The organism is Paenibacillus radicis (ex Xue et al. 2023) (assembly GCF_024722015.1).
GTDB lineage: Bacteria > Bacillota > Bacilli > Paenibacillales > NBRC-103111 > Paenibacillus_S.
In genome coordinates this window covers 336,217-361,907 of record NZ_JANQBD010000002.1, presented here as the reverse complement: position 1 = coordinate 361,907, position 25,691 = coordinate 336,217, and the positions used below count along the sequence as shown (strand labels likewise).

Sequence of the window (25,691 nt, the reverse complement as noted above, 5' to 3'; positions counted from 1 at the left end):
TGAAATATGCATATTTATTAATTGCGAATTTTGTAGTCAAGTATAAAAAAATTCAAATTATGGAATTATTTCATTAATAATCTTTTTAGGGAGGTAGCTATGATTAAATCACCGATCGGCATTATTTTTGCAGCTGCAGCTGTTGTTCTTGCTGTATCTCCGGAAGCCAGAAAGGCAGTACGCCGATTTGCTGTTAAAGGAACAGAAATGTTACTCGATGTTGCAGATCAAATAAAGACAAGGACATCAGAACTTAATTCAGAATCGACAGATGACGAGAAGAACACAGAACATCCGATGCTGGGGTGATACTGGGAAATGTGTGCAAAATGCTTAATGACGATTTTTTGAAATTACAATAGGGAACAATTCAATTTGTAGAACATTATAAAATGACCAAGGAGAGATTAATATGCTGCAAGGTGGTTCTTTATGGGGCGGTCTTATAGCCGGAGGAATAACCCAGATCAAAGATACATTGAGCTTAAGTAAGGGAGAAATGGATAAAAAAGAATTTACTGTCCAAACGACGGGGAATGTATCAGGTGCTATAGGTGTAATGGCAGGTATTGAATATGGAGCTGTACTTGGAACCACATTATTACCGGGAGTAGGAACAGTCATAGGATCCGTTGTTGGAGGGCTTTTGGGAAATAAATTGGGTCACACGGTTGGAATACAAGCAGGCAATGCTCTTGTTAACAACCGTTTGGTAAGTGACGTAAAGCAGTGTGTGGCTAATGTGACGGAGTCCGTGACCGAATCTATGGCAAACGCAACTCACTCAGTTACAGAGTCTGTGGCAAATGCAGCTCAGTCTGTAACGAAGTCAGTAACGGATTCTGTTCATCATGCAACACCATCGGCAACGTAATAAGGATTATTTACAGGATTTTATACAATTTATTGGCAACATCTACTCGCTAGCTTTTAGCGGGTTTTTCTCCATCTTTACAGTGAAAGGAAGATACAGCATGCAAAATAATGAAAAAGAAAATAGCCCTAGCACTATTACGTTTCGTTCCAGTGCCACATGGCAGTTGTTTCAAAAATTAGGAACATTATTGTTTAGAAAAAAATAATGAAGCAGGTGGGGGCGCGCCATGAAATTTGTTGCAGAAGGTAATACTGACTTGAACTATATAAACCGTGAAATAAGCTGGCTTCAATTTAACAGGCGCGTCCTTCAAGAAGCTCAAGACGAGAACACTCCGCTGTTGGAACGGATCAAATTTATATCTATTGTGTCTACCAATCTGGATGAGTTTGTGAGCGTTAGGGCTGCAGGAGTTATGGATAAAATTAGAACGGGAAGCAGTGATGCGGATTTCACAGGCCATACACCTCAACAACTGCTTGAGCAACTAATAGTAATGATAGAGCAATTAGTAGCGGATCAGTATCAAATAAATGAACGGATAACTTGGCTTCTTGAAAAGGAAGGTATTGCTTTCACATCTTTTGAGCAATTAGATGCTGGTCAGAAAAAGACTTTAGAAGCCTATTATTTTCAAAATATATTTCCTGTGTTGACACCTTTGGCAATTGACAAAAGCCGTCCTTTTCCTTTACTTCGCACTAAAAGTGTGTATTTGGCTATTGTTCTGAAGCACTCGTCTGAACAATCGGATAACGAAGCTCATGTTGCCTTGGTTGAAATTCCGTCCAATTTACCTCGTTATATTGAGGTTTCGCCATTAATGAACACCGAGCAGCGGCAGTACATTTTGCTTGAAAATTTAATAAAAGAGTATATCCACACTTTGTTTACCACGTATTCGCCAATTTCCTTTCATACCTTCCGTTTAACCCGCAATGCTGATTTTGATTTAAACGAGGAGGAGGCAGAAGATTTGCTTGATGAAGTGGAGAAGGTGCTGCTATCCAGAAAATGGGGGGCACCGATTCGCTTGGAGATAGAGAAGGGGTTTGATCCGTTTGCATTGGAGCTGCTAAAAAGAGAACTAGAACTTGATGAACATATATTAATAATGAATGACGGACCTATTGATTTGAGTTATTTAATGACTTTTTCACTTTCCATGCAAGGCTTCGAGCATCTTAAATATCCGAAGCTTGAACCTGTAAATCCTCGGGAACTTACGTATTCGGACGATTTTTTTTCAATATTGCGCAATAAGGATGTTATGTTATTTCATCCCTATGAGCCGTTTGACGTTGTCAATTATTTTATTCAGCAGTCTGCTATGGATCCTTCAGTTATGGCTATTAAAATGACCCTATATCGCGTAAACGGCAATTCCCGAATTATTCAGTCTCTTAGTCGTGCTGCCGAAGCAGGAAAACAGGTTACAGTTGTAGTTGAACTGAAAGCCCGTTTTGATGAAGCAAGAAATATTGAGTGGGCGAAGGAATTGGAGAAGGCTGGATGTCATGTCGTGTATGGACTGGCGGGGTTGAAAATTCATGCCAAAATGATCCTGGTTGTACGTAGGGAGGCGGATATACTTCGACGTTATATTCATGTCGCTACCGGAAATTACAATGAAATATCAGCTCAAATATTTACAGATATAGGTCTGTTCTCAGCAGACCCGAATATTGGGGAAGATGTCTCCAATCTATTCAATCAAATAACGGGCTTTTCTGCCCCCAGTCATTGGCATTTGCTTAAAGTGGCTCCTACCCATCTAAAACAGGGGTTGTTCAGCTACATTCAACGCGAATCAGAGATTGCTGCATTAGGGAAACCTGCCAGAATCATTGCCAAGATGAATGCTTTGTCAAATAAAGAATTGGTGGATGAACTATATGTGGCTTCACAGGCAGGCGTTCGTATTGATCTGATTGTTCGCGGCATATGCTGCTTACGTCCGGGAGTACCCGGTTTGAGTGACAATATTACGGTTCGCAGCATTGTAGACCGATTTTTGGAGCATTCCCGGATTTTTTATTTTGAAAATGAAGGTACTCCACAAGTATGGTTATCCAGTGCGGACTGGATGACTAGAAATATGGATAAACGCATTGAATTAATGTGTCCTATATTAAATGAATCTCATAGATCCAACATCATTCAATATTTAACTCTGCTGCTTGAAGATAATGTAAAGGCCCGGCAGCTGCTTCCCGATGGGCAATACATAAGAGTGGAAAATGAACAGCCGGCTTGCCGCAGTCAGTATGAAGCCAGAGAGATTGTAATTGAAAAAAATAGTCCATTACATGTTCAGAACGACAATTTAGCCCCCTTGCTTGCCGCGGAACATCAATTAGAGCAATACCCTAACGAATCTGGCATAGTTCACTGAACGTTTCCCGATCCCGTTTGGTATTGCTGGAGTAAGACCTGTAATTTATCCAAGAGCTGGGGCGTCATATCCAGGATTTTTTGATACACATTGGCAGAATCTTCAAGAGATATCGTTTGAACACCCGTTTTCCCTATTATTAGAAAAGCTAGCGGTGTTACGGATACGCCTCCGCCCGTACCACCGCCAAATGGCAGCATAGGTATGGAAGGCTCTTGGCCATACTTACCCAGGTCACTTCCCCCCGCAGCAAAGCCGTAGCTTATTTTGCAAACCGGTAGGATAAAGGTGCCATCAGGTGCTACAACCGGTTCACCAATAGTCGTATTCACATTCACCATATCTTTTAAATTTTCCATGGCTGTTTTGACGAAGGATTGTAAGGGGTGCTCTATCATTAGATTCACCTTCCGTTATAATAGTTTTCTTCCTTCATTGTGGTCATGATTGAAATAGAATAAACGGTTTACTAAAAAAGGTTGCTTGAAATCAACTATCCCAATTGTGAATCTTAATAATAAATTAATATAAAATAGGCATTTTTACCCACTATTGATATTGAAGGTATGGGTCTATCGTGGTAAAGTCGAATTATGTCTTATTTTATCGGAAAAAGGGGGAATATGATGAAATTTACAATTGGTAAAAAAATTATAAGTGGATTTTTAGTTATTGCTATGTTATTTGGAATCGTAAGTGTGTTATCTTTGTATTATTTTAAAAAAATAGACGATTCCTTTAGAGATTTGATTGATAGGCGAGGATATATCCTTTCTAACACGAAGGATATGAGAGCAAGCACGCTACAGCAAATGAGCAGTTTGCGTGATTACCTATTAACCCAAAACGAAGACGGATTGGCTAAGTATAATCAAGCGAATAAGAACTTAACGGAACTAATTAATACAACCTCGAATTTGGTAAGACGTGATTCGGACAAAATCGATTTAAACAAACTGAATGAGCTAGGTCAACAATTTAAGAAGGGCGCAGACCAAGTAATTTCATTAATAAAAACAAACAAAGAAGCTGCAATAAAATTGGCCGATTCTGAAGTTATTCCGATTGGACGAGAAATGGAAAATTTGGCTAACGGGATTGCAATCGGGCAGCAGAAGCTCGTTGATGAAGGTAGTAGAGAGAATTCATTGATGATTCTATCCATCAGAGCAACGATTCTGATTTTAAGTATATTCGCAATTATAATGGCTATTGTAATAGGACTCTTTATTTCGCGAATCATATCCAAACCTATCGTTGGTATAGCCAAAGCCGCACAACGAATTGCTTCAGGTGATCTAACGTTAGAAGAAATTAAAGTGAAAAGTCGGGATGAAGTTAGTCAATTGGCTGATTCCTTTAACCAAATGGTCGTTAATCTCCGGAATTTGATTCTCCAAGTAAGCACTAGTGTTGCACATGTAGCTGCATCTTCAGAACAATTAACAGCAAGTGCTGAACAAACTAATAGTGCAGCAGAACAAATTTCTTGTGCCATTCAGCAAGTCGTCACAGGAACCGATAAGCAAGTTCACATTGTGAAAGAAAGTGTGCAAGCCGTCAGCGAAATGTCAGAAGGGGCTCAACAGATTGCCGTTAATGCCCAAAGTGTTTCATCTTCTGCTTCTGAAGCTCAGGAAAAGTCGCAAGAGGGCAATCAAGCGATCATAAAGGTAGTACATCAAATGAATTTTATTCATGAAACCATTGAAGGCTTATCAAATGTGATTAAAGGATTGGGGGAACGATCTCAAGATATTGGAGAGATTGTTGGAATTATGGCTGGTATCGCAGCACAAACCAATTTATTGGCATTAAATGCTTCTATTGAAGCAGCACGCGCTGGGGAACAGGGAAAAGGATTTGCGGTAGTAGCAAGTGAGATTAGAAAGCTAGCCGAACAATCGAGCCAATCATCCCAACAAATCGCTGAATTAATAGCAACCATTCAAGATGAAACAAGCACGGCTGCACAATCAATGGAAGCCGGCACGAAAGAAGTGGCCGAAGGAATTCGTGTTGTAAATGTCGCCGGGACATCATTTAACCATATTGAACAGTCCATTTATAAGGTGGTAACCCAAATTCAAGAGGTTGCAGCAGCAGCTCAACAGATGTCAGCCAGTACGGAGCAAATTGGTAGCTTCATGAAAAACATTTCTAATATTGTTGAGGAATCTGCTTCGGGGATACAACATGTATCCGCTTCAACGGAAGAGCAATTAGCCTCAATGGGGGAGGTATTCTCCTCTTCTGCTTCCTTGACCAAAATGGCTGAAGAATTGCAACAACAAATTGGCAAGTTCAAGGTAATCCAATAGGGCTCATTTATCATATGGGATCAAGCTCTTGTCATCGGTTGTTGACAGGGACTTGATCCCATAAGTGTTTTGTGACATTAGGCATGCCGATATAATTACCAAGCTTGCCGAAGCGCGAATAAATTATGAAGCTCCTCGTTGGATAGTTCAGTAATCCAATTTTCAGAGGTGGAGATTACATTCTCACTTAAGCTCATCTTGCTCTCCAGCATTTCGTCAATTTTCTCCTCAAGCGTGCCAAGAGATATGAATTTATGCACCTGTACGTTTCGCTTCTGTCCCATCCGATAGGCCCGGTCAGTAGCCTGATTCTCTACGGCAGGATTCCACCAGCGGTCATAATGGAACACATGGTTGGCTGCAGTCAGATTGAGTCCGACTCCGCCGGCTTTCAGAGACAGGATAAAAATACCCGGACCTGTTCCGTCAGCGGCCTGGAACGCGTCAATCATTTTATCACGCTCCGCCTTGGGGGTACTGCCGTTCAGGTACAACACAGGCTCACCCTGCTGGGCTTGCAGTACGTCGGCCAGCAAACGGCCCATGCCTACGTATTGGGTGAAGATCAAGCAGGAATCTCCCTCATCCCGGAGTTCGCCGACCATGGCTGCGATTCGTTCGAGCTTCGCAGACCGCGAGATGAACGCTTCGCGATGTTCTTCGAGCTGAAGAGCTTGTCCAGTCGGCATAGCTTCCTTCATAAGCAGCGAAGGATGGTCGCATAGCTGCTTAAGCTGTGTCAACACTGCGAGGATCGCTCCTTTTCGCTCAATGCCTTCGAGGTTCTTCATACGCTCCATAAGATCCTTGACCACACGTTCATAGTGTGCTCCTTGTTCAGCTGTCAGGTTGATATAAACTTTCATTTCCTGTTTATCCGGCAAATCTAACTGAATAGCTGGATCTTTCTTTTTACGACGCAGCATGAAAGGCTTGATAAGCTTCTGAAGCTGAGCTGTTAGCTCTACGTCATGATGCTTCTCGATCGGATTGGCGAATCGATGTTGAAACCCGCGCTGGGTACCCAAGTAACCTGGGTTAAGGAAGTCATAGATGGACCACAGCTCTGATAATCTGTTCTCAATGGGCGTTCCTGTCAGCGCAATGCGATGCCGCGCATTGAGCGATCGGACAGCTGCCGATTGTTTGTTTTGCGCATTCTTGATGTTCTGTGCTTCGTCCAGGCAAAGAGAGCTCCAAGTAGTCTCTTGCAAGGTTTCTTGATCCAGCAAAGCAGTAGTGTAAGAGGTGATCACTATATCTATATTTTTCAGTACGCTGGAAAGCGCCTCGCCGTTTAATCGTCCTCTACCGTAATGAAGCAAAACTCTTAAATCGGGAGCAAAGCGTGCCAACTCCTTTTGCCAGTTGCCAAGAACAGAGGTTGGACAGACGAGTAGTGAGGGGCTCCCGGATTCTTTCTTGTGATGGAGTAAATAAGTGATGTACTGAACGGTTTTGCCGAGCCCCATGTCATCGGCTAAACAGGCGCCAAGCCCGAAAGTTCTAAGAAAACTCAGCCATGTGAAGCCTTCACGCTGGTAACCGCGCAGCTCTGCACGCAATCCTTCGGGTACCACAAGCTCCTGTAAACCTGATGGTTGTCCTAACTGGCGAAGCAGAGCCAATAAATGCGAGTTTAACTCAACTTCCATCTTAATACGTTTTTCTTCTTCCTCAGCATCGGTTTCAGTTGTTAGGCCGTGCTCAGATGGTTTCTGTGGTTCTGATTCATTTAACAAATGCAATTGAAGAACATCCTGCAATGTTAACCCTTCTTCCGGATCCACGCTTTCCATAAGCCTGCGGATTTGCTCCAGCAGAGCAGGATCCAAGTAGACCCATTCTCCGCGGAAGCGAATAAGCCTCTCTTTGCGGCTAAGCAGCTCTGCGAATTCGGCTGCGCTCAGGTCTGAATTGCCGATGGCTATTCGCCAGTCGAAGTCTACAAGGGAGTTTAGCCCGAATAACGACTTCCTTGTGCCACCTGATTCTGGCGAAATCTGAGCGCGCAGCCGAGGCTTCCGTTTCGAAGCAGCCTCCCACCAGCCAGGGAGCATAACGTTCCAGCCGTCACTAAGCAATTGACGGCTGTCGGTGGTCAGGAAGTGCCATGCGGATTCATCGGTTAACGGCTCAGAGAAGAGCTCCTTGCCGGTATTTTCGTTTGGAAGCGCCGCTGCGATCCTTGCAGCCCACCCGGGAGATCGTTCACGGATATAAGGGGTCCAATCGCTAGGCCATGCTCCGGCAGCATAACCGTCTGAAGCAAGGCGAATAGGTACAAGCGCTGAGCCTTCTTTCTTATCCTGCAGCACCAATCGGAGGCGCCAGTCGTGCTGCTCTTCATCCGGCTCCAGCAGCTGCAAAGCTGGGCGGAATGGCGCTGTGTCCGGCTTCCAGCCGAGTGCTGCGAGCCACTCTTCCTCCGTAAACGTATGGGCAGCGGTGGCTGCTGCCTGGGCCCCAGCAAACAATGCGGGATAATCCCTTCGAAGATCGGACATAGAGACTTCGTCCGCATAGTGCTCTATGGACACAATGGCAGAAAAGGCTGAGCGCAAGCCTCTCATTTCCTCGCCTAAAAAGTCCATGCTCAATAGGGATTCCCAATTCAGAGCTTTCAGCTCTTCAGAACCGGCCTCCCATGTCCATTGCAATGTTCCATCGCGAAATGAGCTGTAGCTTGGTATATAACGTCCTGCCTTAGCTTCTCTATACAGGACCGGTGCTACCTCAAGCAATTGTTCGGCAGCTTCATTTCCAGAGTCCCAGCGAACAACATCCATGAAGTTCGGCTCTGCGAAGAAAGGGAGTACCATTTCCGCTGGGAGGACCGTCAATGTCAGTTCACCAGCTTCACGCAGCTCCAGAGTTGTTCCATAGCAGGATGGCTCGTGCCAAGCAAATAAAATTTTCCGGAATTTATCGCCCGGTATATCATATCCATCCTGAATGCCCCATAATAAGGCATCGCCATTATCCGTTAAAACTACATGCAAGGTCATATCATACAATTTTGTGCTCATTCCAACAGCTTTCCTTTCTTCATTTCCTCCTGCAGCGCACGCAGTCGGCTGTGTCGTTCCAAAAAACCAATTAAGAAGCGATCCCAGCGATCAGTCTGCTTCATTTTCTTATATACTTTATCTAACCTTTTCAGCAGCTTGACCGCTATTTTATAATCATGCCGGTTTTTGAGGGCGACATAACGCTCGATGGCCTGATGATAATAAGGCAGCAGAAGCTCTGGCGATTCCTTCTCGATCGGCTGCAGGACACTGACCCGATGCGAAGTGGGATCATCCCCTTGAAGAATCTGCAGCTCCAACCAAGGCTTCCATTTTCTCTGCTCATATAGCAAATCCTTAATAATGTGGATAGAGTGGGGAAGCATTCCTTCCAGTACGTCCCACAAATGCTTATCGGCTTCAGGCACATATGCGGCAGTTTCTTTCCAGTAACTTATATAGGCATCGAGTTCCCTTGTTTTCTTGCCATAAAAGTAATCGGCCGTCTTTAGCAACCAATCAAGCAGTTGATCCCATTCACGAGCAGCATAAAGCTGATTAAGGAAAGATAAAAGTAGACTTGATGGTGCCTTTTTTAATGTACCGCTTGCTTCTAAGACTGCCCATGCCTCTGTGCTTTTGGATTGATGAAGGAACAAAAACGCCTTCGCTGCAATTAGAGATGGGGATGAAGAATCATTCGTTTGTTTCTCTATGTAATTAATCTCCTGCGACACCCAATGGTCGGCTTCGGGATATGGGTCTATCCAATATTTCCACAGTGACGTATATAGACCATAATTCAAATACTTCTGATCGGTTTCTTCGGCCAATTGCTGTCTAATATAGCTTAGTGTTTGCTGAAGACGCTCTTCTGCGAGGGTAAAATTGAAATCAGCTGATTTTTGCTGCAGCCAAGCATGGACTTCATCGAACACCCGGTACAATGCAGAAGAAGTGTAATAGTTTACACTGCCCTGAGCAGCCAGCTCTTTTAACTTTCCAAGAATAAATAACTCTTGATGCAATTCAAAAAAGAGCCAGTCCATTGCTGAAAAAGGTATAGGCGCCTTTCTAATATTTTGCATCTCATGCCTCAGCAGATTTGCAAAAGCTCCGTGATCGTAAGTTGCTTTAACATGAGCTGTATATTGGTGCAGAAACTTATGCCAGTTGTAAATATCCATGTCGGACAAGGAAGTGAGCGACGAATCTGATGAGGCATTCAATCTGGCCCGCTTAAGGTGATAAGCTGCATTCACAACTTGGGAGGCTGGGTAGCCCAGCCGGTCGGCAAGCTCCATAATAACTGCTGCCAAATGCTTGCAATAGCTTTGGACTGGGCAGCTACAGGAGCTGGATATGAAGTTGTCCAAATTCAGTGTAACCGTGTCCGTGTGGTCTTCCGGGCCTGTTACCTTTGCTTGAACTATGCGGTTCTCAGAAATGACCAGGCTTGTCACATGCTGCTGTTTAAAAGAATTAAACCCTCGGCTGAGGGTAACCTCATTAAAGGATTTAGCTACTTGCTCAAGCAGGTTCAACCATTGCTCGTCGTTTAAAGCAGGAAAAGAACTCATAGCAGTACTCCTTGATTATAAATAAAAGATGGTAAACTCTATTATAAAGCGATACGAAAATAAATACGAATCAAAGAGACGGATAAATTATTTTTTTGAAAAAATCCCCATATTTTCACCTTGAAATGCTAATATAAATAGAGGTGTATACTGGGGGAGGATATCTTATGTTTGAACATTCCAAAACGAATAGCGCTGCAAAAAATACTGCAACCGACCGGACCTCCAATCACAAACGACCCGAAGAAATGACTGCTATGCAGGGAAGCGCTACAGGATTGAAGACATCAGGACTATCCATGGTAAATGTTTTACAAATGCATCGCGTTATCGGCAATCAGGCTGTGCAGCGAATGTTATCCCCTACGTATCGAGCGGACAAGCCTGTCATTCAACGAAATCCCGATGCTGTGGCAGCCCCATCGCCGGCATTGGCGGCTACCGAGGAAGCCCCGATCTCCGTTCCGGTTAGCGCTGGGCCTGCACCCGGTCCTGTCGTACCGGTAGCCCCGGCAGCACCGGCAGCGCAATCATTGCCCGGACCAGCCGCACCTGATGCGGCAGGCGGGATAGCAGCGCCTGCAGTGGCTGGGCCTGTGGCTGAGGGACCTGCTGGAGCCGCGCCGCTAGGAGCTGCCCCTGCCCCTCCCAAAGCCCGACAGGAGAGAAAGGATCTGAACAATTATTCCAACTATAATGTTGTTTATAAATGGTTGAAGGCTCGGGCAGATACTGAAAAGAAGAATGCTTTGTTCGGATTTTTTGACGATCTTACTGCCGGGCAAAAAATGTCGGCGATTAAAACAATGTGCAATAATGAGCGTTCTCCCACTATTGAAAAGGTAAAAGACACGATGCTGACCGGTGTATTCACAAAGACAGTAGATTGGGATCGGTTCTCCGAAATCAGCCGTGAAGCCAAAGCCAAAAACATTAAAAATTATAACGCCGATGGGTCGCGTGATTATGCCTCATATACTGCGATTGGAACCTCCGCGACAGCGGGTGGGGTGTCGGGCAGCGCCACCATAAGCTCTGGCCTCGGAGCTGGAGGGGCCTTAAGTGTGGCCAACTCGGTTGCACCTGCGGCAGGTGTTCTTAGCGGCTTAGCTTCCGTTTCACAAATTTATAACGCTTCCCAAAACTATGATTCCAGCCTGTCGGCAGTCGATAAAGCCCAGTTGGCCGGTACCGAAGCTTCCGGGGGTGTGGCTGATCTAACCCGTTTTTCTGCAGGCACGGTTAATAGTGTAAGAACGTTGGGCAATATGGCTACCAGCGGAGCGGCCACTATTGCGGCAGGTACTGCCGGTGTTGTTGGTGGCGCTGCTTATCTGGCCGGTGGAGTTGCGGGTTACATCGAGAGCGGCAAAAACCAGAAAAACCTGAATAAGCTCGAAAACAAATTCAATACCAGGGCTGAGGCCGACCAGCATCAGCGGGATCTTGGTTTGGCTGCGCACCTCGGCGGCTCCACTCAAGGTATGAATAAGAACAAGAGCGCCACTACTGCGGCGAAAGGAGCTCTTATGATCGCAGGGGGAGCTGTGCTTCTGGCGGCAGCAGCATCTCCGGTCGGGCCCATCCTGTTGGCGGCAGCAGCTATTATTGGCGGCATCGGGGCGCTTATCAAATTTTACAAGAAGTCGAAACGTAAGGAAACCTTTGTCGACAAAGCGCTGAATCTGGATAAAGAAGTGGCCAAGCCCGAGAATGCTGGGCTAAAAAAAGAACAAGTTCGGCAAAAAATGCTGGAAGCCCAGGGTTTCAACAATGTCGACCAATGCTATACGCAGCTTGTAACAGATCTCGCCTCAATGCTGTATGAAGGAGGCGTTGTCGGTCAGGATGAAGAGTGCCAATCCGTTATAGAAAGTCTCGGACTTAAGGTCGATAAGGCTAAAAGAAAGCCGGGTAAAGATCTGATTGCCAAAAAATTGCATACTTAACATAAGATTTGGATGGAGGCATCTCCCATGACGTCCTTTAACGATTTTACGAACTCCTTTCTCCGTGAATTTCAGCAGTACTACAGTCAAAGGGATATTGTTAACCATTGGGCTGAACCGACCGAGGAATCGCCTTATCCTTCTCTGATCTTACGCTTTGATGAGATAGGCGAGCAAAATTCCCTTATTGATTTGGAGCTTTGCTTTTTGCCAGGACTGGAGTCTTTCTCCCAAGAGGGAATTTATATTTTACAATCCTTTGCCGTGATCAAAAACAACGTCTCTCCTCGTGTCTATGCGAAATTGTTAGAGGAGATAGCAAAAATTAACATCCAGCTGCCGCTTGGAGGGTTTGGCTTGTTTACAGACACAGGCGATCTCTATTTTAAACATAATACGATTCAAAACCTCGATTGGCTTAGCAGTCCGATCGCTCTTGAACATTTTGATCGCCAAAATGCCCTTGTCGTTCATCAATTTTACCAATTCACCGATGCTTTGCTGGACTTGGCCGGTGATTCCCAACATTAACGAAAGCTGCTGGCATAGATCCTGTTACCTGACAAACAGACCTGCACATTACCCGAATGACTGGGTACAGGTCTGTTTGTTGCAGTTTGGATTCTGGATGCAGAAGTTGTAAAATAAGCAAAGGAGGCGAATATAGTGAATAATTCTAATCACAATCAGAAGATTACTACATTTCTAATGTTCGAAGGAAAAGCCGAAGAGGCTATGAATTTCTATACCTCTTTATTTGAACAATCAGAAATCTTGAGCATTGAACGTTATGGTGCTAATGAAGCCGGTGTTGAAGGAACTGTAATAAAAGCAGCTTTTGCTCTAAATGGACAAGTGTTTATGTGTATAGATAGCAGCGTGAAGCATGGCTTTACATTCACCCCTGCAATATCCTTGTATGTAAGCTGTGAAACTGATGAAGAGATAAGTAAAGTCTATGAGCGATTGTCTCATGACGGCGCAGTTTTAATGCCATTAGGGAAGTATCCATTCTCGAATAAGTTTGGCTGGGTTCAAGATAAATATGGGGTTTCATGGCAATTAAACCTTGTTGAGTCTGTAATATAAGTTTTTTTATCTAACAATGATTGAGGAGCTGGTTGGGTTAACAGCTCCTTTTTTTGTTGTTTCATGGGATTCGCCGTTATGTTTTTCAGTCCAATAGAAATATCTGTAACTATTGAGGGCTTCATACGTGAATAAAGTGAAGGGGGGATGTAATGAGAAGACATACACTGGACAGCTTGTATCAATTATATGTAAAAGACGTCTATCGTTACTTGCTCTCCCTTTGTCGAAATCATCATGCAGCCGAAGATTTAGTTCAGGAAACATTCTACCGAGCTTACCTTTATTTGGACAATTGCAAGGATGATAAGGTGAAGCCTTGGCTGTTCCGTGTTGCTTATAATGCATTCGTGGATTCGTACCGCAAGGAACAGCGCAGCATTCCAATAGGAGCAGAGTTTTTTGTTAAGCTTCCAGATACACGGACGCCTGATCAACATTTACTCAATCAGGAGTTATGGGAGCATATCGGAAATGTCATACATAAGTTGCCTCACAATCAGATGCAAGCAATACTACTGCATGACTTTCATGGGCTGTCCTATCAGGAATCTGCCGATATTATGGAAATCAGACTGTCTCATTTCAAAATATTGCTCTACCGTGCAAGGCAAGCCATAAGACAGACCGAGGAAAGGAAGGAGCATCTATGAGTGAGGAATTCAAACGACAGCTGCAAGATTATGCGGAAGGCAAATTAAAGGGAAGTGAGAAAGAAGAGCTGGAGAATGAGTTGAATAAAATGGAGACTTATCAGAATTATTTGAGTGAGCTTCTCGGTAGTGAGGAGAACCAGAACCGGCAACCGCTTAAAGAAGGCTTGGCTCCATCCTTCACAGAAGCTTCTTTGTTGCGCAGAAGCAAATGGAAAGCCCGGCTTCAGACGGCCTTGACCGCTATAGGGATTGTCATATCCATTAGCATGGTAAGTGCAATATTTACCGGATTCTACTATGGGCTTGGCAATCGAGCAGCCATCTACCAAGATGTCATCGCCTCAGCCATTGCTCTTACGCGGCCTAATTTGAGTGTAAGCGGAGGTACCAATTCGAATGCCTTCCTTACTATGGATTACAAAGGAACGATAAGGAAGAAAATTGGGTCCGAGGTATCGTCCATCGGGGATATTCAATTTTCATTCCTGCTCGGCTTGCCGGGTCTGGAGCAAACGACTTGGCGTAATGAAACATCTTCTTCCAGCTCTTCTTTATTTCAACTACCTGGAGCAAGTCAGACGTCAAGCCAGAATTTAGAGTGGACCAAGCTGGAGAAATTGCATGAGGGAACCGTTTCGGAAGCATTCATTTCATTGGATCGGATGTATACGACAAATGAGCTGTTGAAGCTTCTTGAGAACAAGAATATGGACCCAGTCTGGTTCGCAGCCTACACGGATCAAGAGGCTAAGCCTGGAGATGGTGGTGCAGTGATATCTCCGGTAGGCTTTCCTTTCTACCCCATCTGGCACGCGAATGATATGAAAGTAAGCAGCCGTTCGGAGCAAAAAACAGGTTGGTTCAGCAAAATCGTAACTACAAGCTCCTCTTCGCCGGGGATTGAGAGTTACGGAGACGGAGAGGTAAGGGAGCAAAATTTCTTGGATACGCTGTATCTCCTGCAAAAATATGCTAGCATCAGCAAGCGGCTTGCCCCCTGGCTTGAGCTCGATTCCGCCGTTCAATATATAGAAGCTCATGGTGTGAAGCTTTATGGTGTTGTATTAACTGGCCCGACCAAAGAGCTGCTGAAGCTGAAAGAAGAATCTTGGGTTTCCGGTATCCGGATAGGTGAAGTCCGCTTTTGGAATTGGCATGAACGATAATTAGGAATTGCCCTAATCCGTTCCATCATTTTGGAATTCGCGAATCACTTCCAATACCGCTGCATAATCGATGCTGCCGGGATCGGTCGTATCCAAGTTTACTATGGGGCCATCCAAGGTAAGGGGAGGCAGCATTCCTTGCAGCAAACGTTCTCTGTTATGCTCCAACCACTCCAGATCCTGATGTCCCTCATGCCGATCTGCTCTTCCTGCGCGGGTCAGATAACGTTCCAGCAGTACTTGTCCATCCGCCTGACAAAGTATTTGAATGGGCTTGAAATCATGCTTCTGCTGCAGCTGAAGAAACTCTGCGGTTCTCAGCTCCGGCTTGCCGAAGAAGCCCTCCACGACGAGAGATTGACCTGCCGCAAGCAGATTTCCCGCCACGGAATAAAGAAAAGCAAATGATGCTGCACCCAGTTGGGGCGGAATTCCCGCCATCCTGCAATCAAGAGAGTCATAGAGCGTCTCGTAGATCCCGTCTCTGGAGAAGTGGGGAAGTCTTGCCTCAACTGCAAGCCATTTCCCGAGGGTCGTTTTCCCGCTGCCGGGTAGTCCATTGATAATGACTAATAAAGGTTTATCCTTCACAATATCAACTCCTTCAGTGCTTAAACTATTATCCATTTTATGGTATTATCATAGTCGGTACGGATAATAAAGCGAATCGAGGATGTCGTATGAAGCTTGGAATGCCTACTTTAATAGAATATACATCCATTATTGAAAATGTTCAATTATGTAATGAGCTTAGACTGGACTTTATTGAATTGAATATGAATCTTCCTATCTGCATTCCTGAAACTTTAAGTTACTCAGAAATAAAATACTACAAAGACCAATATGGAATAAATTTTACAATCCATCTTCCAGAAGAAATGGATTTATCCTCCTATCATCCTTCAATAAGGATGGGGCATCTAGAACGATGTAAACAAGTGATGGAATGGGCAAATTTATCAGGGATTACAACATTGAATATGCACTTGAATAATGGGATTTATTTCACTCTTCCACAAACAAGGGTATGGATAAATGAACAGTATGAAACGCAGTTTTTAAAATTGCTATATGAATCGTATATGGAACTTTATCAGCTAGCCCAAACGTTTGATGTTGAATTATGTATTGAGAATACAGGTAATTTTCATATTCCTTATATTCGTAGAGCTCTTGATAAATTAAGTGTTTTTTCCAACTTTTATCTTACTTGGGATGTTGGACACGATGCGAAGGCTGGTTTCGTTGAAGAATCGACATTCACTTATTTTAATAAACGTATTAGACATATGCACCTTCATGATTATAATGGAAAGTCAGACCATCAATCATTATTTACAGGGATCGTACCCATAATTGACAGATTAGCATTGGCCCAGAAGAATGATTTGTCTGTTGTTATTGAAATTAAAACCAGAGAGTCATTAGCAGAATCTGTAGTAGCTCTTAGGGAAAATGGTTTTCTCGGCTAACGGAAAGAGTGAATATTGTTTTGGGCTATCTAAAAGCAAATGATATTTTTCTCAACTAATGGATTACGGATAGTCAGTTACTTTTACAAAAGGAAGGGGTTCAAGATGTCGGGGAATTTAACGGTAAGAGGCTTGCAGCAGTATATAAGAAGTTTCGATCACCAGCCGGAGAAGAAAAATGATTATTTTCTTAAGCTTATTGAGGAAGTCGGCGAACTGGCAGATGTACTAAGGAAAGATGTAAGATTAAATCAAACCGGGAACATAAAAGGTACGGTTGAAGAAGAGCTATACGACATCCTTTACTATGTCTCTGCATTGGCGAACATATATGAGGTTGATTTGGAACAGTGTTATGAATTGAAAGAAGCGTTAAATAGGGAAAAATACAAAAAAATGAGTAATTAAACTAAATATATCTACAGTTTATATCGCCCGGACTAACAGGATGAAGCTTGGAGGATGAATGAATTATGCAAAACAAAATTGTCAATTATGAAGAAATGTACCATGACAGGCTGGTAAATATATGGTATCGGGCTGTGTGTCAGACCCACACTTTTTTGACGGAACAGGATATTCAATATTATCACAACATGGTACAAAATGGAGCATTAAAAGAAGTCGAGATTTGGGTGGAATTGATTGGAAATAATGAACCGATAGGGTTTGTTGGAGTTGATGGAACTAAAATAGAGATGTTATTCGTTGACCCAGATTACCACGGACAGGGGATAGGCAGTCGCTTAATAAAACATATTGAAAAACTAAAAGGAACAAATCTTAAAGTGGATGTCAATGAGCAAAACGAGGGTGCTCACGCTTTCTACAAACGATATGGTTTTGTTCAGACAGGGCGATCCGAACTAGATGGGTCAGGACGGCCATTTCCTTTACTTCATTTAGAACTGAACAAGCAGACCAGACATTAAACTACATCTGATCTTTTTTTTCAATTGATGACAAATCATAGTTAAAACAATTTCACGGCTTCAATTGCGCGATCCAACTCTATTGCCGTTTTTGCAGCTATTTACCTAAAGGTAACTAAGTGAACTGAATTACAGTTCTTACCAACCTCGTTAAGATTGATTATAATTAAAATGTTCATTAATAAAGGAGTGGTTATATTTATGAAATATCGTAAACTTGGAAAAAACGGCCCTGAGCTATCCGTTATCGGCTTCGGATCATGGGCGATCGGCGGGGGAGGCTGGGCTAGCGCTTGGGGCGAGCAAGACGATCAGTTGTCACTGGACAGCGTTCGAGCTGCACTTGATGCTGGCATCACTTTTTACGATACCGCAGCAGTATATGGCCTGGGCCATTCAGAAGAAATTATCGGCAAAGCATTGAAGGGTGATCGGGACAAGGTTGTTCTGGCGACAAAATGCGGCTTGGTTTGGAATGATGAGAAGCAGGTATCCAAGAACGGAACTTTCGACTCCGTTATCCGTGAAGCTGAAGCATCATTGCGCCGTCTGGGCACAGATTATATCGATTTGTACCAAATGCATTGGCCGGATACTGATCAGAATGCTCCTGCGGAAGAAACGATGCGTGCGATGGACAAGCTGGTGCAAGATGGAAAAGTGCGTTATGTCGGGGTAAGCAACTATAACATTCCTTTACTTGAGCAATCGCTTACTGTTAGGCATGTGGATTCCCTGCAGCCTCCTTATTCGATTCTAAGACCTGCTATTGAGAAGGAATTGCTGCCATATTGCCTTGAGAAAGGCATCGGCGTAGTCGGGTATAGCTCCTTAACCTCAGGATTGCTTTCAGGTAACTATACGTATGACACCAAATTTGATGAAGGCGATTGGCGTTCCCGTAACGCTGCGCATACTGGTGAAGGCCTAAGAAAGAACGTGGACCGGGTCGAGAAGCTTAAGGAAATAGCCGCGAGATTTAATATTACAATGCCGCAGCTAGCCATTGCTTATGTATTAGCGCATCCGGCGCTAACCAGTGCAATTGTTGGGGTGCGTAAGCCTAGCCATATTACGAGTGTTTTGCCTGCAATCGATGTTACGTTAGACGAGGCAACATTGATAGAAATTCGCGCAATTGCCGCTAGCTAATAGCTGACGGCCACCAGCAAATAGGGGCATTCCCGAGTGATTTCTCACTTGGGAAATGCCCCTTTGCGTGTAATAAACGATTAAAGTTACTGTTTTGGCTTTTTGAAGTAAACAAAATATATCAAAATAACAACTATTGAAATAAATATGAGCGGTGGAAGATACACGCGATAAAGGAATATATAGTTTCTTATTATATGCCATTTCTCACCGAATCCGCGTCCGATGAATATAAAAAATGCACACCACAGCAGTGCTCCCGTATATGAAAATAATGCAAATTTCCGATAATTCATATTGGAAGTACCAGCGGTTATAGCTATAATATGCCGGAGACCAGGTACGAAATATCCAAACACTAATAGCATGCTGCCGTACTTGTTCATTTTGTGTTGTGTCTTTTCTATGCGTTCAGCAGTAATATGTATTTTTCGCCCATACTTTATTAATAGGGGAAGACCGAGTTTCTGTCCAATGAAATAACTTAATGTAATTCCTGTGATTCCACCCAAAAATGCGCTTCCTAATGCAAATAGTAAAACCAGCTTCCCTTGTGCCACTTTATTACCAATAAAGGTTAGCAATAATTCGTCTGGAATGGGTAGTCCGACAACACCGAGTGCCAATGCTAAAAATATACCTATGTAGCCGTATTGACTCAGTAGCAAATCCAAGTGTTTCTCCACAACAATCCTCCCGTATTGGTATTATTATAATAGTATTACCTTATTCATAACTTTGTAAAATTAAGAACTATCTTCAATGTCAGCAAGTTAAGTTCATTATAATTGATCCATTTTATGTGCAGCTGCTGCAACTTTAACGATTTAACAATCGTATCCTATTATATATAGATTTGGAGGTGTAGGGATGGATTGGGAAATTCTAATCGTCATTATTTTGCTTATTATCAATTACCCTGTATACAAACTTCTGTATAAATTATTTTTTTATGACTCTGATGATTTTAATGAATCCGTGAGATATTCGTTCACTCCCAATTTTATCTCATTTTTTAGAGGTGAATATTGGGAGGATAAAGTTAGCACTTTTAAATTACAGATGTATATTTTTTCATGTATCGTTGTAATTTTTCTCGAGTTTATACTCTTCAATAAACTAATTGGTTATATATAGTGAAGGCTGCCGGAAGAAAAGTAAACGGCAGCCTTTGCTGTGTTAAGGGATAGAATCAAAATGAACTTAAGGTATTTGTACGTGGCGATGAATCGAGAAGTGGTGAGGAGTGAATCGGTTTAAGCAGCAACATAATAAATTTCGAATCATCATTTATAGTTGAATGTGTTAGGTCTATGGGATGTATGACAACATATATTTTGTAAAAATAACGAAAAAACAGTGTGGAATTCAGAAAATTAACAATTATTCGATAAAACACTTGAAGTGACTCGATTATTTTATCATACTGAACATATGTTGTTATAATTTATTACATATATGAAAGGGCACCTGCTTATATCTGTAGAAAAGCGAGGTTATAAAATGGATGACCGATATTTAATATCAGGCGGAATCGTATTGACCTTAAATCAACAGGATGAAATGCTGGTAAACGGTGCGATATTCATTGAAAAAGGACGGATCGCCGATATAGGGCCTGCTGCGGTTTTGCAGGACAAATATCGCGGCGTTCCTGATATTAACGCATCGGGTCAAGTGATCATGCCGGGTCTCGTGAATCTCCATATGCACTCGGGATTAATTAGGGGGACAGCAGAGGATTTGCCCGTATTCGAATGGTTGACCCGGTATGTCGATCCGAAGCACCGGGCGCTGCAGAAGGAGGAGGCATACGCTGCGGCAAGGCTCAGCTACGCAGAAGGCATCAAATCAGGCACTACTTGCGTGCTGGATATGTACCGGTTCGTGCACCGGTGTGCGGATGCCGCTGAAGAAACGGGCATTCGTGCTGTATTTGCACCTTATGTGGCGGATCGTCAGGGCTATGATTATTTCGAAACTCTCCATGATAACATTCGTCTTATCGAAGACCGGCATGGCAGCGTTAACGACCGCATTCATATATGGGTCGGACTGGAGCATCTTGCCTACTGCACCGAGGGCGCTTACCGTGAGGCTGCGAGAATTTCAGATAAATATGATACAGGCATTCACACCCACGGGGAAGAATCTTTGGCTATGAGCCAAAAAGTACACGAGAAATACGGAAGATGGCCAGTGGAATTGTTCTATGATAGGGGAATTCTTAGTTCCCGGACTGTACTTGCTCACTGTGTCTGGATGCAGGAAAGTGAGCTGGACCTGCTATCTAAGACGAAAACATCTGTGGCTCATTGCCCCGTCAGCAATTTGAAGCTAGCCTCCGGTATCGCTCCGATTATCGAAATGCAGGAACGGGGGATAACCGTCGGAATTGGAACGGATGGAGTGAAAGAGAACAATAACCTCGATATGATGGAAGAAATGAAATTCGTACCTCTGCTGCAAAAGGTTCGTACCTATGACGCCCGTGTTATGAAAGCGGAGAAGGTTTTGAGGATGGCAACTATCGAAGGTGCAAAGGCACTAGGTTTGGATAGGGAAATTGGTTCAATTGAGGTTGGTAAAAAAGCGGATATGATTACGATTGATTTCCGCAAGCTGCATCTGACACCGGTTCTCACCGAAGCCTACAATAATATCGTAAGCAATCTCGTTTATTCCGCACAGGGGAGCGATGTCCGCAACGTAATAGTTGACGGCAAGCTGATAATGGAAAACCGTAAGCTGATTACCGTTGATGAGGAAGAAGTAAGGGAGCAGGGCCAACAGGCCGCTGAACAGCTGCTTGCCCGCAGGGAAGCCTACATACCTGAAATGTACAGGTTTCAAGGGGAAACGGTATAACATCAAATAAACATACGGAGGGATTATTATGACATCCAAACCTACAAATGAAGTGCTTAATATCCTCAAACAGCTAGCCCCCTCATTGCTTGAAACGAAAGAAGCTCGCTCACTTCCCGCCGAATGCTACACCTCCGATGAATTTTACCATTTTGAAAAAGAAGCCATCTTCTATCGTAATTGGTTATGTGTGGGTAGGCAGGAGCAAATTCCGAATGCAGGTGATTATTTTACAATTACAATCCACGATGATCCGCTAATTGTTACTCGAAACGAAGCTGGCCAAGTCTATGTATTCTCCGCGGTTTGTCAGCACCGGGGCCATCTTGTGGCGGAAGGTAGCGGAAACTGCAAGCATTTTCGATGTCCGCTTCATTGGTGGACCTATAATCATGAAGGAGCACTGATTCAAGCGCCGGAAATGATCAGGATTGAGCCATTCGATATTTTGCGGCATGATCACAGTCTTCCGCGATTAAAAACGGAAATTTGGAATGGTTTTATTTTCTGCCATTTCGATCCGAATGCTGAACCTTTGGCGCCAACTTTACAAAAACTCGATGAAGAAATGAATAATTATCGAGTCCATGAAATGCTGACGATGCCGATGGTTAATATAGAAAGCTGTAAATGGAATTGGAAAATCATGATCGAAAGCTCATTGGAGCCTTATCATACCAGCTATTTGCATAATGGACCGCATGATTTTGCTCCGGGTAAGCTTGCAGGATTTATCGAGTTTGATGAAGATGATGGACAGGTTATGCATCCTACCGGTTTTCTGCACGAAGGTGCGGGCTTCTCATCAGACCAGAATGCTATATTTCCAATTATACAAGGACTATCACTGGAACAGCGAAAACGGATGACTATTGCTGCGATCCCTCCGATGTTGACACTAGGGCTGCTGCCGGATCAAATGTTCTGGAACATTATTTTGCCACAAGCTGCGGGTGAGATCGAGTTTCGTGCCGGATTATGTTATCCTCCGGATACATTGGCACTGCCGGACTTTGAAGAGCGTTATCAGCTAGCTAACGACAGTGTCATGGAAATTAACGAGCAGGATTTATCGGCCAATGCTTCGATTCAAAGAGGCATGTATGCTCGGCTGTCCAGCCGCGGGCGTTATGCGGAATTAGAGCGTACGCTGCCACAACTAAACAAATGGTTAGCCAAACGGTACCGATCGTATTTGAACGAATTGGGAGAGAGTGTGGAGGAGCTTGGTCATGCCGGAACTACAGAAAAGCAGCTCGGATGATGCGAACCGCTTCATTGATATAATGGTGAAAACACGCGAGGGCGATATACATCTGATAGGTAGCGGAAATGAGGCAGGAAGACCCGTTTTATTCATGCATGGGATTACTGAGTATGCACGATCTTTTGTACCGGTCATGAAGCTTCTCCCTGCATCTTATTATGCGTTGTCGATGGACTTGCGAGGCAGAGGTGAGTCCTTCAAACCGGAATCGGGTTATTGGATTCAGGATTATATGGCTGATCTGTTGTCGGTGTGGAACCTGTTCTCCGGATTTTCAGGTTCACCCATATTAGTAGGGCATTCGCTAAGCGGGCGAATTGCTGCCGCATTTGCCGCGCAGTACCCGGAGCTTGTTGGTACTCTTATTCTGATAGATCCGCCAATCAGTGGTCCTGGCAGACGGGAATTTCCTATGCCGTTAAGCCGTTTTACAGGGCCGAAGGTGGCGTTAGAGAAAGGGAACATGGAGGAATTCGCCACATTTTATGCAAATACTAGATTGGATACCGGAGTAAAAGCGGAAGAGTTGAAGCTATGCTCGCTGCAGTCGATCGAACAGTCCTATAATTCTATAATTTATGAACCGTTTCATAGCTACTATCGCCTGATCCGAAGCCGGACGCTGCTTCTGGCAGCGGGTCTCTCGCCACTCATTACAGATGAAGAGCTTGACGAATTGAGACGAATGAATCCTGTGGTTCTTACGAAACGAATTCCGGGAATCGGTCATGAAATTTTCAAGGAAGATCCCAAGCTTTTTGTTGATGAGCTGCTTCGTTTTGTGGAAGGAGACAAGAAAATATGAAATCGACAATTGAAGAAATATGGCCGGAGGGAATGCCGCGTCCTAATATTCCTTACAGTCCTGCAGTGCGAGCGGGTAAATGGTTGTTTGTATCCGCTCAATCTGCATCGGATTTAACATCGGGGCTTGCAGAAGAAGCAAAGGTTCATCCTTCGTTTCCCTATTATACGGATCCGATAGCAAGGCAAGCGGATTACCTGTACAGACGGGCAGAACAAATTATCGAAGCTGCTGGTGCACGGTCGGAACAAGTTGTGAGGGTGAATCAGTGGTATGTGACCGATATGAAAAAGCCGGGCTACCAAACAGGCGATCTAACAGTCAACAACAAACGTTATGTTGAACGTAAAAATCGCTATTTTGAAACATTGAGTCCGCCAAGTACGGGGATCGGTATCAGCGAATTACTCGTTGAAGGCACGCTTGTAGAAGCGGATTTTACGGCAATTGTTGCAATTAATGGACAGCTCCCTGAGCTGATATCGGCGCCTGATGTGCCGAAGCCGGGCCCAGGATTTGCTGAAGGAGTGAGATTGGGCAACTGGGTATTTTTGTCCGGTGATCTGGCTACTGATTGGAAGGGCAACTGGGGTAAAGCGGAGAATGAAGAAAATATCCATTCCTTAGCATTGGAAGCAAGGACGAACGGTTTATTCTGGGGTGATCTGCCGATTCGCAAGCAGACGGAGTATGTGTTGACCAAGCTGGAGCGCATCGCTTATGCAGCAGGAACAAGCCTGGATATGGCGGTTAAAGCTCATGTGTATCTGGCTGATCCCAATGATTTCACCGGCTTCGAGGATATATGGAAGACATGGTTCCCCGATCCTTACGAGGCCCCGTCACGCACGATCGTACCGAATGTGGAGCTGGGAGCGAAAGGCTGTCGGGTGGAGATTTCATTGGATCTGCTCATTCCGGAAGCCAAACATCTTCGTAAAGCTATACGTGGAGGATGGATACCGAAAAGCCATGAGTCAGCAGCTATGCGTGCTGAAGATTTGATTTATATTAGTGGACTGATGGCTACAGCGGAGAACGGTCTTGCAATAGAAGCCTCTTTGCTGCCTGGGCTGCCTTATTTTGGCTTGTCAGGTAAAAAACAAATGGAATACATCCTGATGAAAGCCCGCCGCATATGTGATGCTGCCGGTGTTGCAATCGGCCAAACGGTCAAGGCTAATCTCTATTTTAGCGACTTAAATTTGTACGCGGGTGCTATGGAAGCATGGGGAGAGATGTTTGGAGGCAATCATAGACCCGCAGTTTCGGTTGTGGAGATTAATCGTGGATTGTGGGTGCCGGGATGCGGTATTTTGGTTGATTTTGTTATCTATGATCCGAAGGAAGCATCTTGAATAAGGATGTTGGGAGAATAAGCTATGCCCAAAATTGGAATGTTGACTCCGTCTTCGAATACAGTGCTGGAGCCGGTTACCTATAAAATATTAGCAGATATGCCTGGGGTAAGCGCTCATTTTTCACGGTTTACGGTTCGCGAAATAACACTAACTGAAAAGTCCGACAGCCAATTTCAAGATGAATCCATGTTGAATGCGGCTTCTTTACTCGCAGATGCTGGAGTTGATTTAATCGTCTGGAATGGAACTTCCGCCAGTTGGTTAGGTTTAGAGAAGGACCGAAAACTGTGCGAGAGCATCGAAGAGGCTTTAGGAATTCCGGCGACTACATCCGTGTTCGCGATTACCGAGGCTTTTCAGGCACTGGGTGTAAGCTCTATTGGACTTGTTACGCCATACACGCAGGATGTCAACGCAAAAATACGGCAAAATTACCTCGCGATGGGGTACAAATGCCCTGTGGATCATGGATGTGGAATTAGCGTCAATAAGGATTTTGCTGATGTACCTGCACAAGCGATCGCTGAAATGTTGGAAATGACAGCAAGTGAAACTGCCGTAGAGGTTGTGACGGTTGTATGTACCAACTTTAATGCGGCATCCTTCGTCAAAGATATCGAGTTTAAATACAACATCCCGGTGATCGATTCAGTTTCTGCCACGCTTTGGCATTCGCTGCACAAATTGGGGATCAATCCGGGACCACTGGCCGAGAAATGGGGAAGGTTGTTCCTTTGTTAATAGGAACAGCAGTATAGGCTGTGGAATATTCCGTTTCGAAAAATGTTAG

At 44.0% G+C, this 25,691-nt stretch carries 23 protein-coding genes; 18 read left to right on the top strand and 5 right to left on the bottom strand.

Annotation, left to right across the window (positions count from 1 at the left end; all coding sequences use genetic code 11):
* Positions 1-99: 99 nt before the first annotated feature.
* The 3 genes from NV381_RS04240 (at position 100) to ppk1 (ending at position 3,272) form a co-directional block, all read left to right on the top strand.
* The gene (locus NV381_RS04240) at positions 100-309 is read left to right on the top strand and encodes a hypothetical protein (RefSeq protein ID WP_258212025.1); all 210 of its coding nucleotides are present in this window, start codon (positions 100-102) and stop codon (positions 307-309) included.
* A gap of 103 nt (positions 310-412) precedes the next feature.
* The gene (locus NV381_RS04235) at positions 413-874 is read left to right on the top strand and encodes a hypothetical protein (protein ID WP_258212024.1); all 462 of its coding nucleotides are present in this window, start codon (positions 413-415) and stop codon (positions 872-874) included.
* Between the two features lie 229 nt (positions 875-1,103).
* A complete protein-coding gene (gene ppk1, locus NV381_RS04230) occupies positions 1,104-3,272 on the top strand; it encodes a polyphosphate kinase 1 (protein WP_258212023.1) in 2,169 nt (722 codons plus the stop codon).
* On the opposite strand, the gene ytfJ is transcribed toward ppk1, so the two are convergent.
* On the bottom strand, positions 3,266-3,670 hold the full coding sequence (gene ytfJ, locus NV381_RS04225; RefSeq protein ID WP_258212022.1) for a GerW family sporulation protein: 405 nt from the start codon (positions 3,668-3,670) through the stop codon (positions 3,266-3,268). The two genes, ppk1 and ytfJ, sit on opposite strands and share 7 nt — an antisense overlap.
* A 228-nt stretch (positions 3,671-3,898) precedes the next feature.
* Between ytfJ and NV381_RS04220 the strand changes: the two genes are divergently transcribed.
* Positions 3,899-5,593 (top strand): methyl-accepting chemotaxis protein, encoded by a 1,695-nt coding sequence (locus NV381_RS04220; RefSeq protein WP_258212021.1) that lies wholly within the window; start codon positions 3,899-3,901, stop codon positions 5,591-5,593.
* Positions 5,594-5,688: 95 nt separating this feature from the next.
* Here the strand turns inward: NV381_RS04220 and NV381_RS04215 are convergent, their stop codons facing one another.
* Together NV381_RS04215 and NV381_RS04210 are read right to left on the bottom strand one after the other, a co-directional pair.
* Entirely contained in the window at positions 5,689-8,622 is a 2,934-nt protein-coding gene (locus tag NV381_RS04215; protein WP_258212020.1) for a DEAD/DEAH box helicase, read from the bottom strand.
* Positions 8,619-10,184, bottom strand: a complete 1,566-nt coding sequence (locus NV381_RS04210; RefSeq protein WP_258212019.1) for an SWIM zinc finger family protein — start codon at positions 10,182-10,184, stop codon at positions 8,619-8,621. Before NV381_RS04210 ends, NV381_RS04215 begins: the two co-directional genes overlap by 4 nt.
* Positions 10,185-10,351: 167 nt before the next feature.
* Here NV381_RS04210 and NV381_RS04205 point away from each other — a divergent pair, with 167 nt between their 5' ends.
* The 5 genes from NV381_RS04205 to NV381_RS04185 all read left to right on the top strand — a co-directional run bounded on the left by NV381_RS04205 (position 10,352) and on the right by NV381_RS04185 (position 15,044).
* On the top strand, positions 10,352-12,133 hold the full coding sequence (locus NV381_RS04205; RefSeq protein ID WP_258212018.1) for a hypothetical protein: 1,782 nt from the start codon (positions 10,352-10,354) through the stop codon (positions 12,131-12,133).
* 27 nt (positions 12,134-12,160) lie between these two features.
* Entirely contained in the window at positions 12,161-12,664 is a 504-nt protein-coding gene (locus NV381_RS04200) for a hypothetical protein (RefSeq protein ID WP_258212017.1), read from the top strand.
* A 135-nt stretch (positions 12,665-12,799) separates the two neighbouring features.
* Complete coding sequence (locus tag NV381_RS04195; RefSeq protein ID WP_258212016.1) at positions 12,800-13,222, top strand: VOC family protein; 423 nt, start codon at positions 12,800-12,802, stop codon at positions 13,220-13,222.
* Between the two features lie 152 nt (positions 13,223-13,374).
* On the top strand, positions 13,375-13,875 hold the full coding sequence (locus NV381_RS04190) for a sigma-70 family RNA polymerase sigma factor (protein WP_258212015.1): 501 nt from the start codon (positions 13,375-13,377) through the stop codon (positions 13,873-13,875).
* Positions 13,872-15,044, top strand: a complete 1,173-nt coding sequence (locus NV381_RS04185; protein WP_258212014.1) for an anti-sigma factor — start codon at positions 13,872-13,874, stop codon at positions 15,042-15,044. The genes NV381_RS04190 and NV381_RS04185 overlap by 4 nt, the downstream gene beginning before the upstream one ends.
* 12 nt (positions 15,045-15,056) lie before the next feature.
* On the opposite strand, the gene NV381_RS04180 is transcribed toward NV381_RS04185, so the two are convergent.
* Positions 15,057-15,635 (bottom strand): AAA family ATPase, encoded by a 579-nt coding sequence (locus NV381_RS04180; protein WP_258212013.1) that lies wholly within the window; start codon positions 15,633-15,635, stop codon positions 15,057-15,059.
* Positions 15,636-15,724: 89 nt separating this feature from the next.
* On the opposite strand from NV381_RS04180, the gene NV381_RS04175 reads away from it, so the two are divergent.
* From NV381_RS04175 to NV381_RS04160, 4 genes are all read left to right on the top strand, one after another.
* Positions 15,725-16,516, top strand: coding sequence for a sugar phosphate isomerase/epimerase family protein (locus tag NV381_RS04175; protein ID WP_258212012.1), 792 nt, complete (start codon positions 15,725-15,727; stop codon positions 16,514-16,516).
* Between the two features lie 105 nt (positions 16,517-16,621).
* Entirely contained in the window at positions 16,622-16,924 is a 303-nt protein-coding gene (locus NV381_RS04170) for a MazG nucleotide pyrophosphohydrolase domain-containing protein (protein ID WP_258212011.1), read from the top strand.
* A 65-nt stretch (positions 16,925-16,989) separates the two neighbouring features.
* Positions 16,990-17,448, top strand: a complete 459-nt coding sequence (locus NV381_RS04165; protein ID WP_258212010.1) for an acetyltransferase — start codon at positions 16,990-16,992, stop codon at positions 17,446-17,448.
* A gap of 201 nt (positions 17,449-17,649) precedes the next feature.
* Entirely contained in the window at positions 17,650-18,600 is a 951-nt protein-coding gene (locus NV381_RS04160; protein ID WP_258212009.1) for an aldo/keto reductase, read from the top strand.
* Positions 18,601-18,686: 86 nt separating this feature from the next.
* Here the strand turns inward: NV381_RS04160 and NV381_RS04155 are convergent, their stop codons facing one another.
* A complete protein-coding gene (locus tag NV381_RS04155; RefSeq protein WP_258212008.1) occupies positions 18,687-19,286 on the bottom strand; it encodes a DedA family protein in 600 nt (199 codons plus the stop codon).
* An 817-nt stretch (positions 19,287-20,103) separates the two neighbouring features.
* On the opposite strand from NV381_RS04155, the gene NV381_RS04150 reads away from it, so the two are divergent.
* Genes NV381_RS04150 through NV381_RS04130 form a run of 5 tightly spaced genes read left to right on the top strand, consistent with a single transcriptional unit; the run spans position 20,104 to position 25,642 of the window.
* Positions 20,104-21,468 (top strand): amidohydrolase, encoded by a 1,365-nt coding sequence (locus NV381_RS04150; RefSeq protein WP_258212007.1) that lies wholly within the window; start codon positions 20,104-20,106, stop codon positions 21,466-21,468.
* 28 nt (positions 21,469-21,496) lie between these two features.
* On the top strand, positions 21,497-22,732 hold the full coding sequence (locus tag NV381_RS04145; protein WP_258212006.1) for an aromatic ring-hydroxylating oxygenase subunit alpha: 1,236 nt from the start codon (positions 21,497-21,499) through the stop codon (positions 22,730-22,732).
* Positions 22,701-23,540, top strand: coding sequence for an alpha/beta fold hydrolase (locus tag NV381_RS04140; protein WP_258212005.1), 840 nt, complete (start codon positions 22,701-22,703; stop codon positions 23,538-23,540). Before NV381_RS04145 ends, NV381_RS04140 begins: the two co-directional genes overlap by 32 nt.
* Positions 23,537-24,898, top strand: coding sequence for a RidA family protein (locus NV381_RS04135; protein WP_258212004.1), 1,362 nt, complete (start codon positions 23,537-23,539; stop codon positions 24,896-24,898). Before NV381_RS04140 ends, NV381_RS04135 begins: the two co-directional genes overlap by 4 nt.
* 24 nt (positions 24,899-24,922) lie before the next feature.
* Entirely contained in the window at positions 24,923-25,642 is a 720-nt protein-coding gene (locus NV381_RS04130; RefSeq protein ID WP_258212003.1) for an aspartate/glutamate racemase family protein, read from the top strand.
* Positions 25,643-25,691 lie beyond the last annotated feature (49 nt).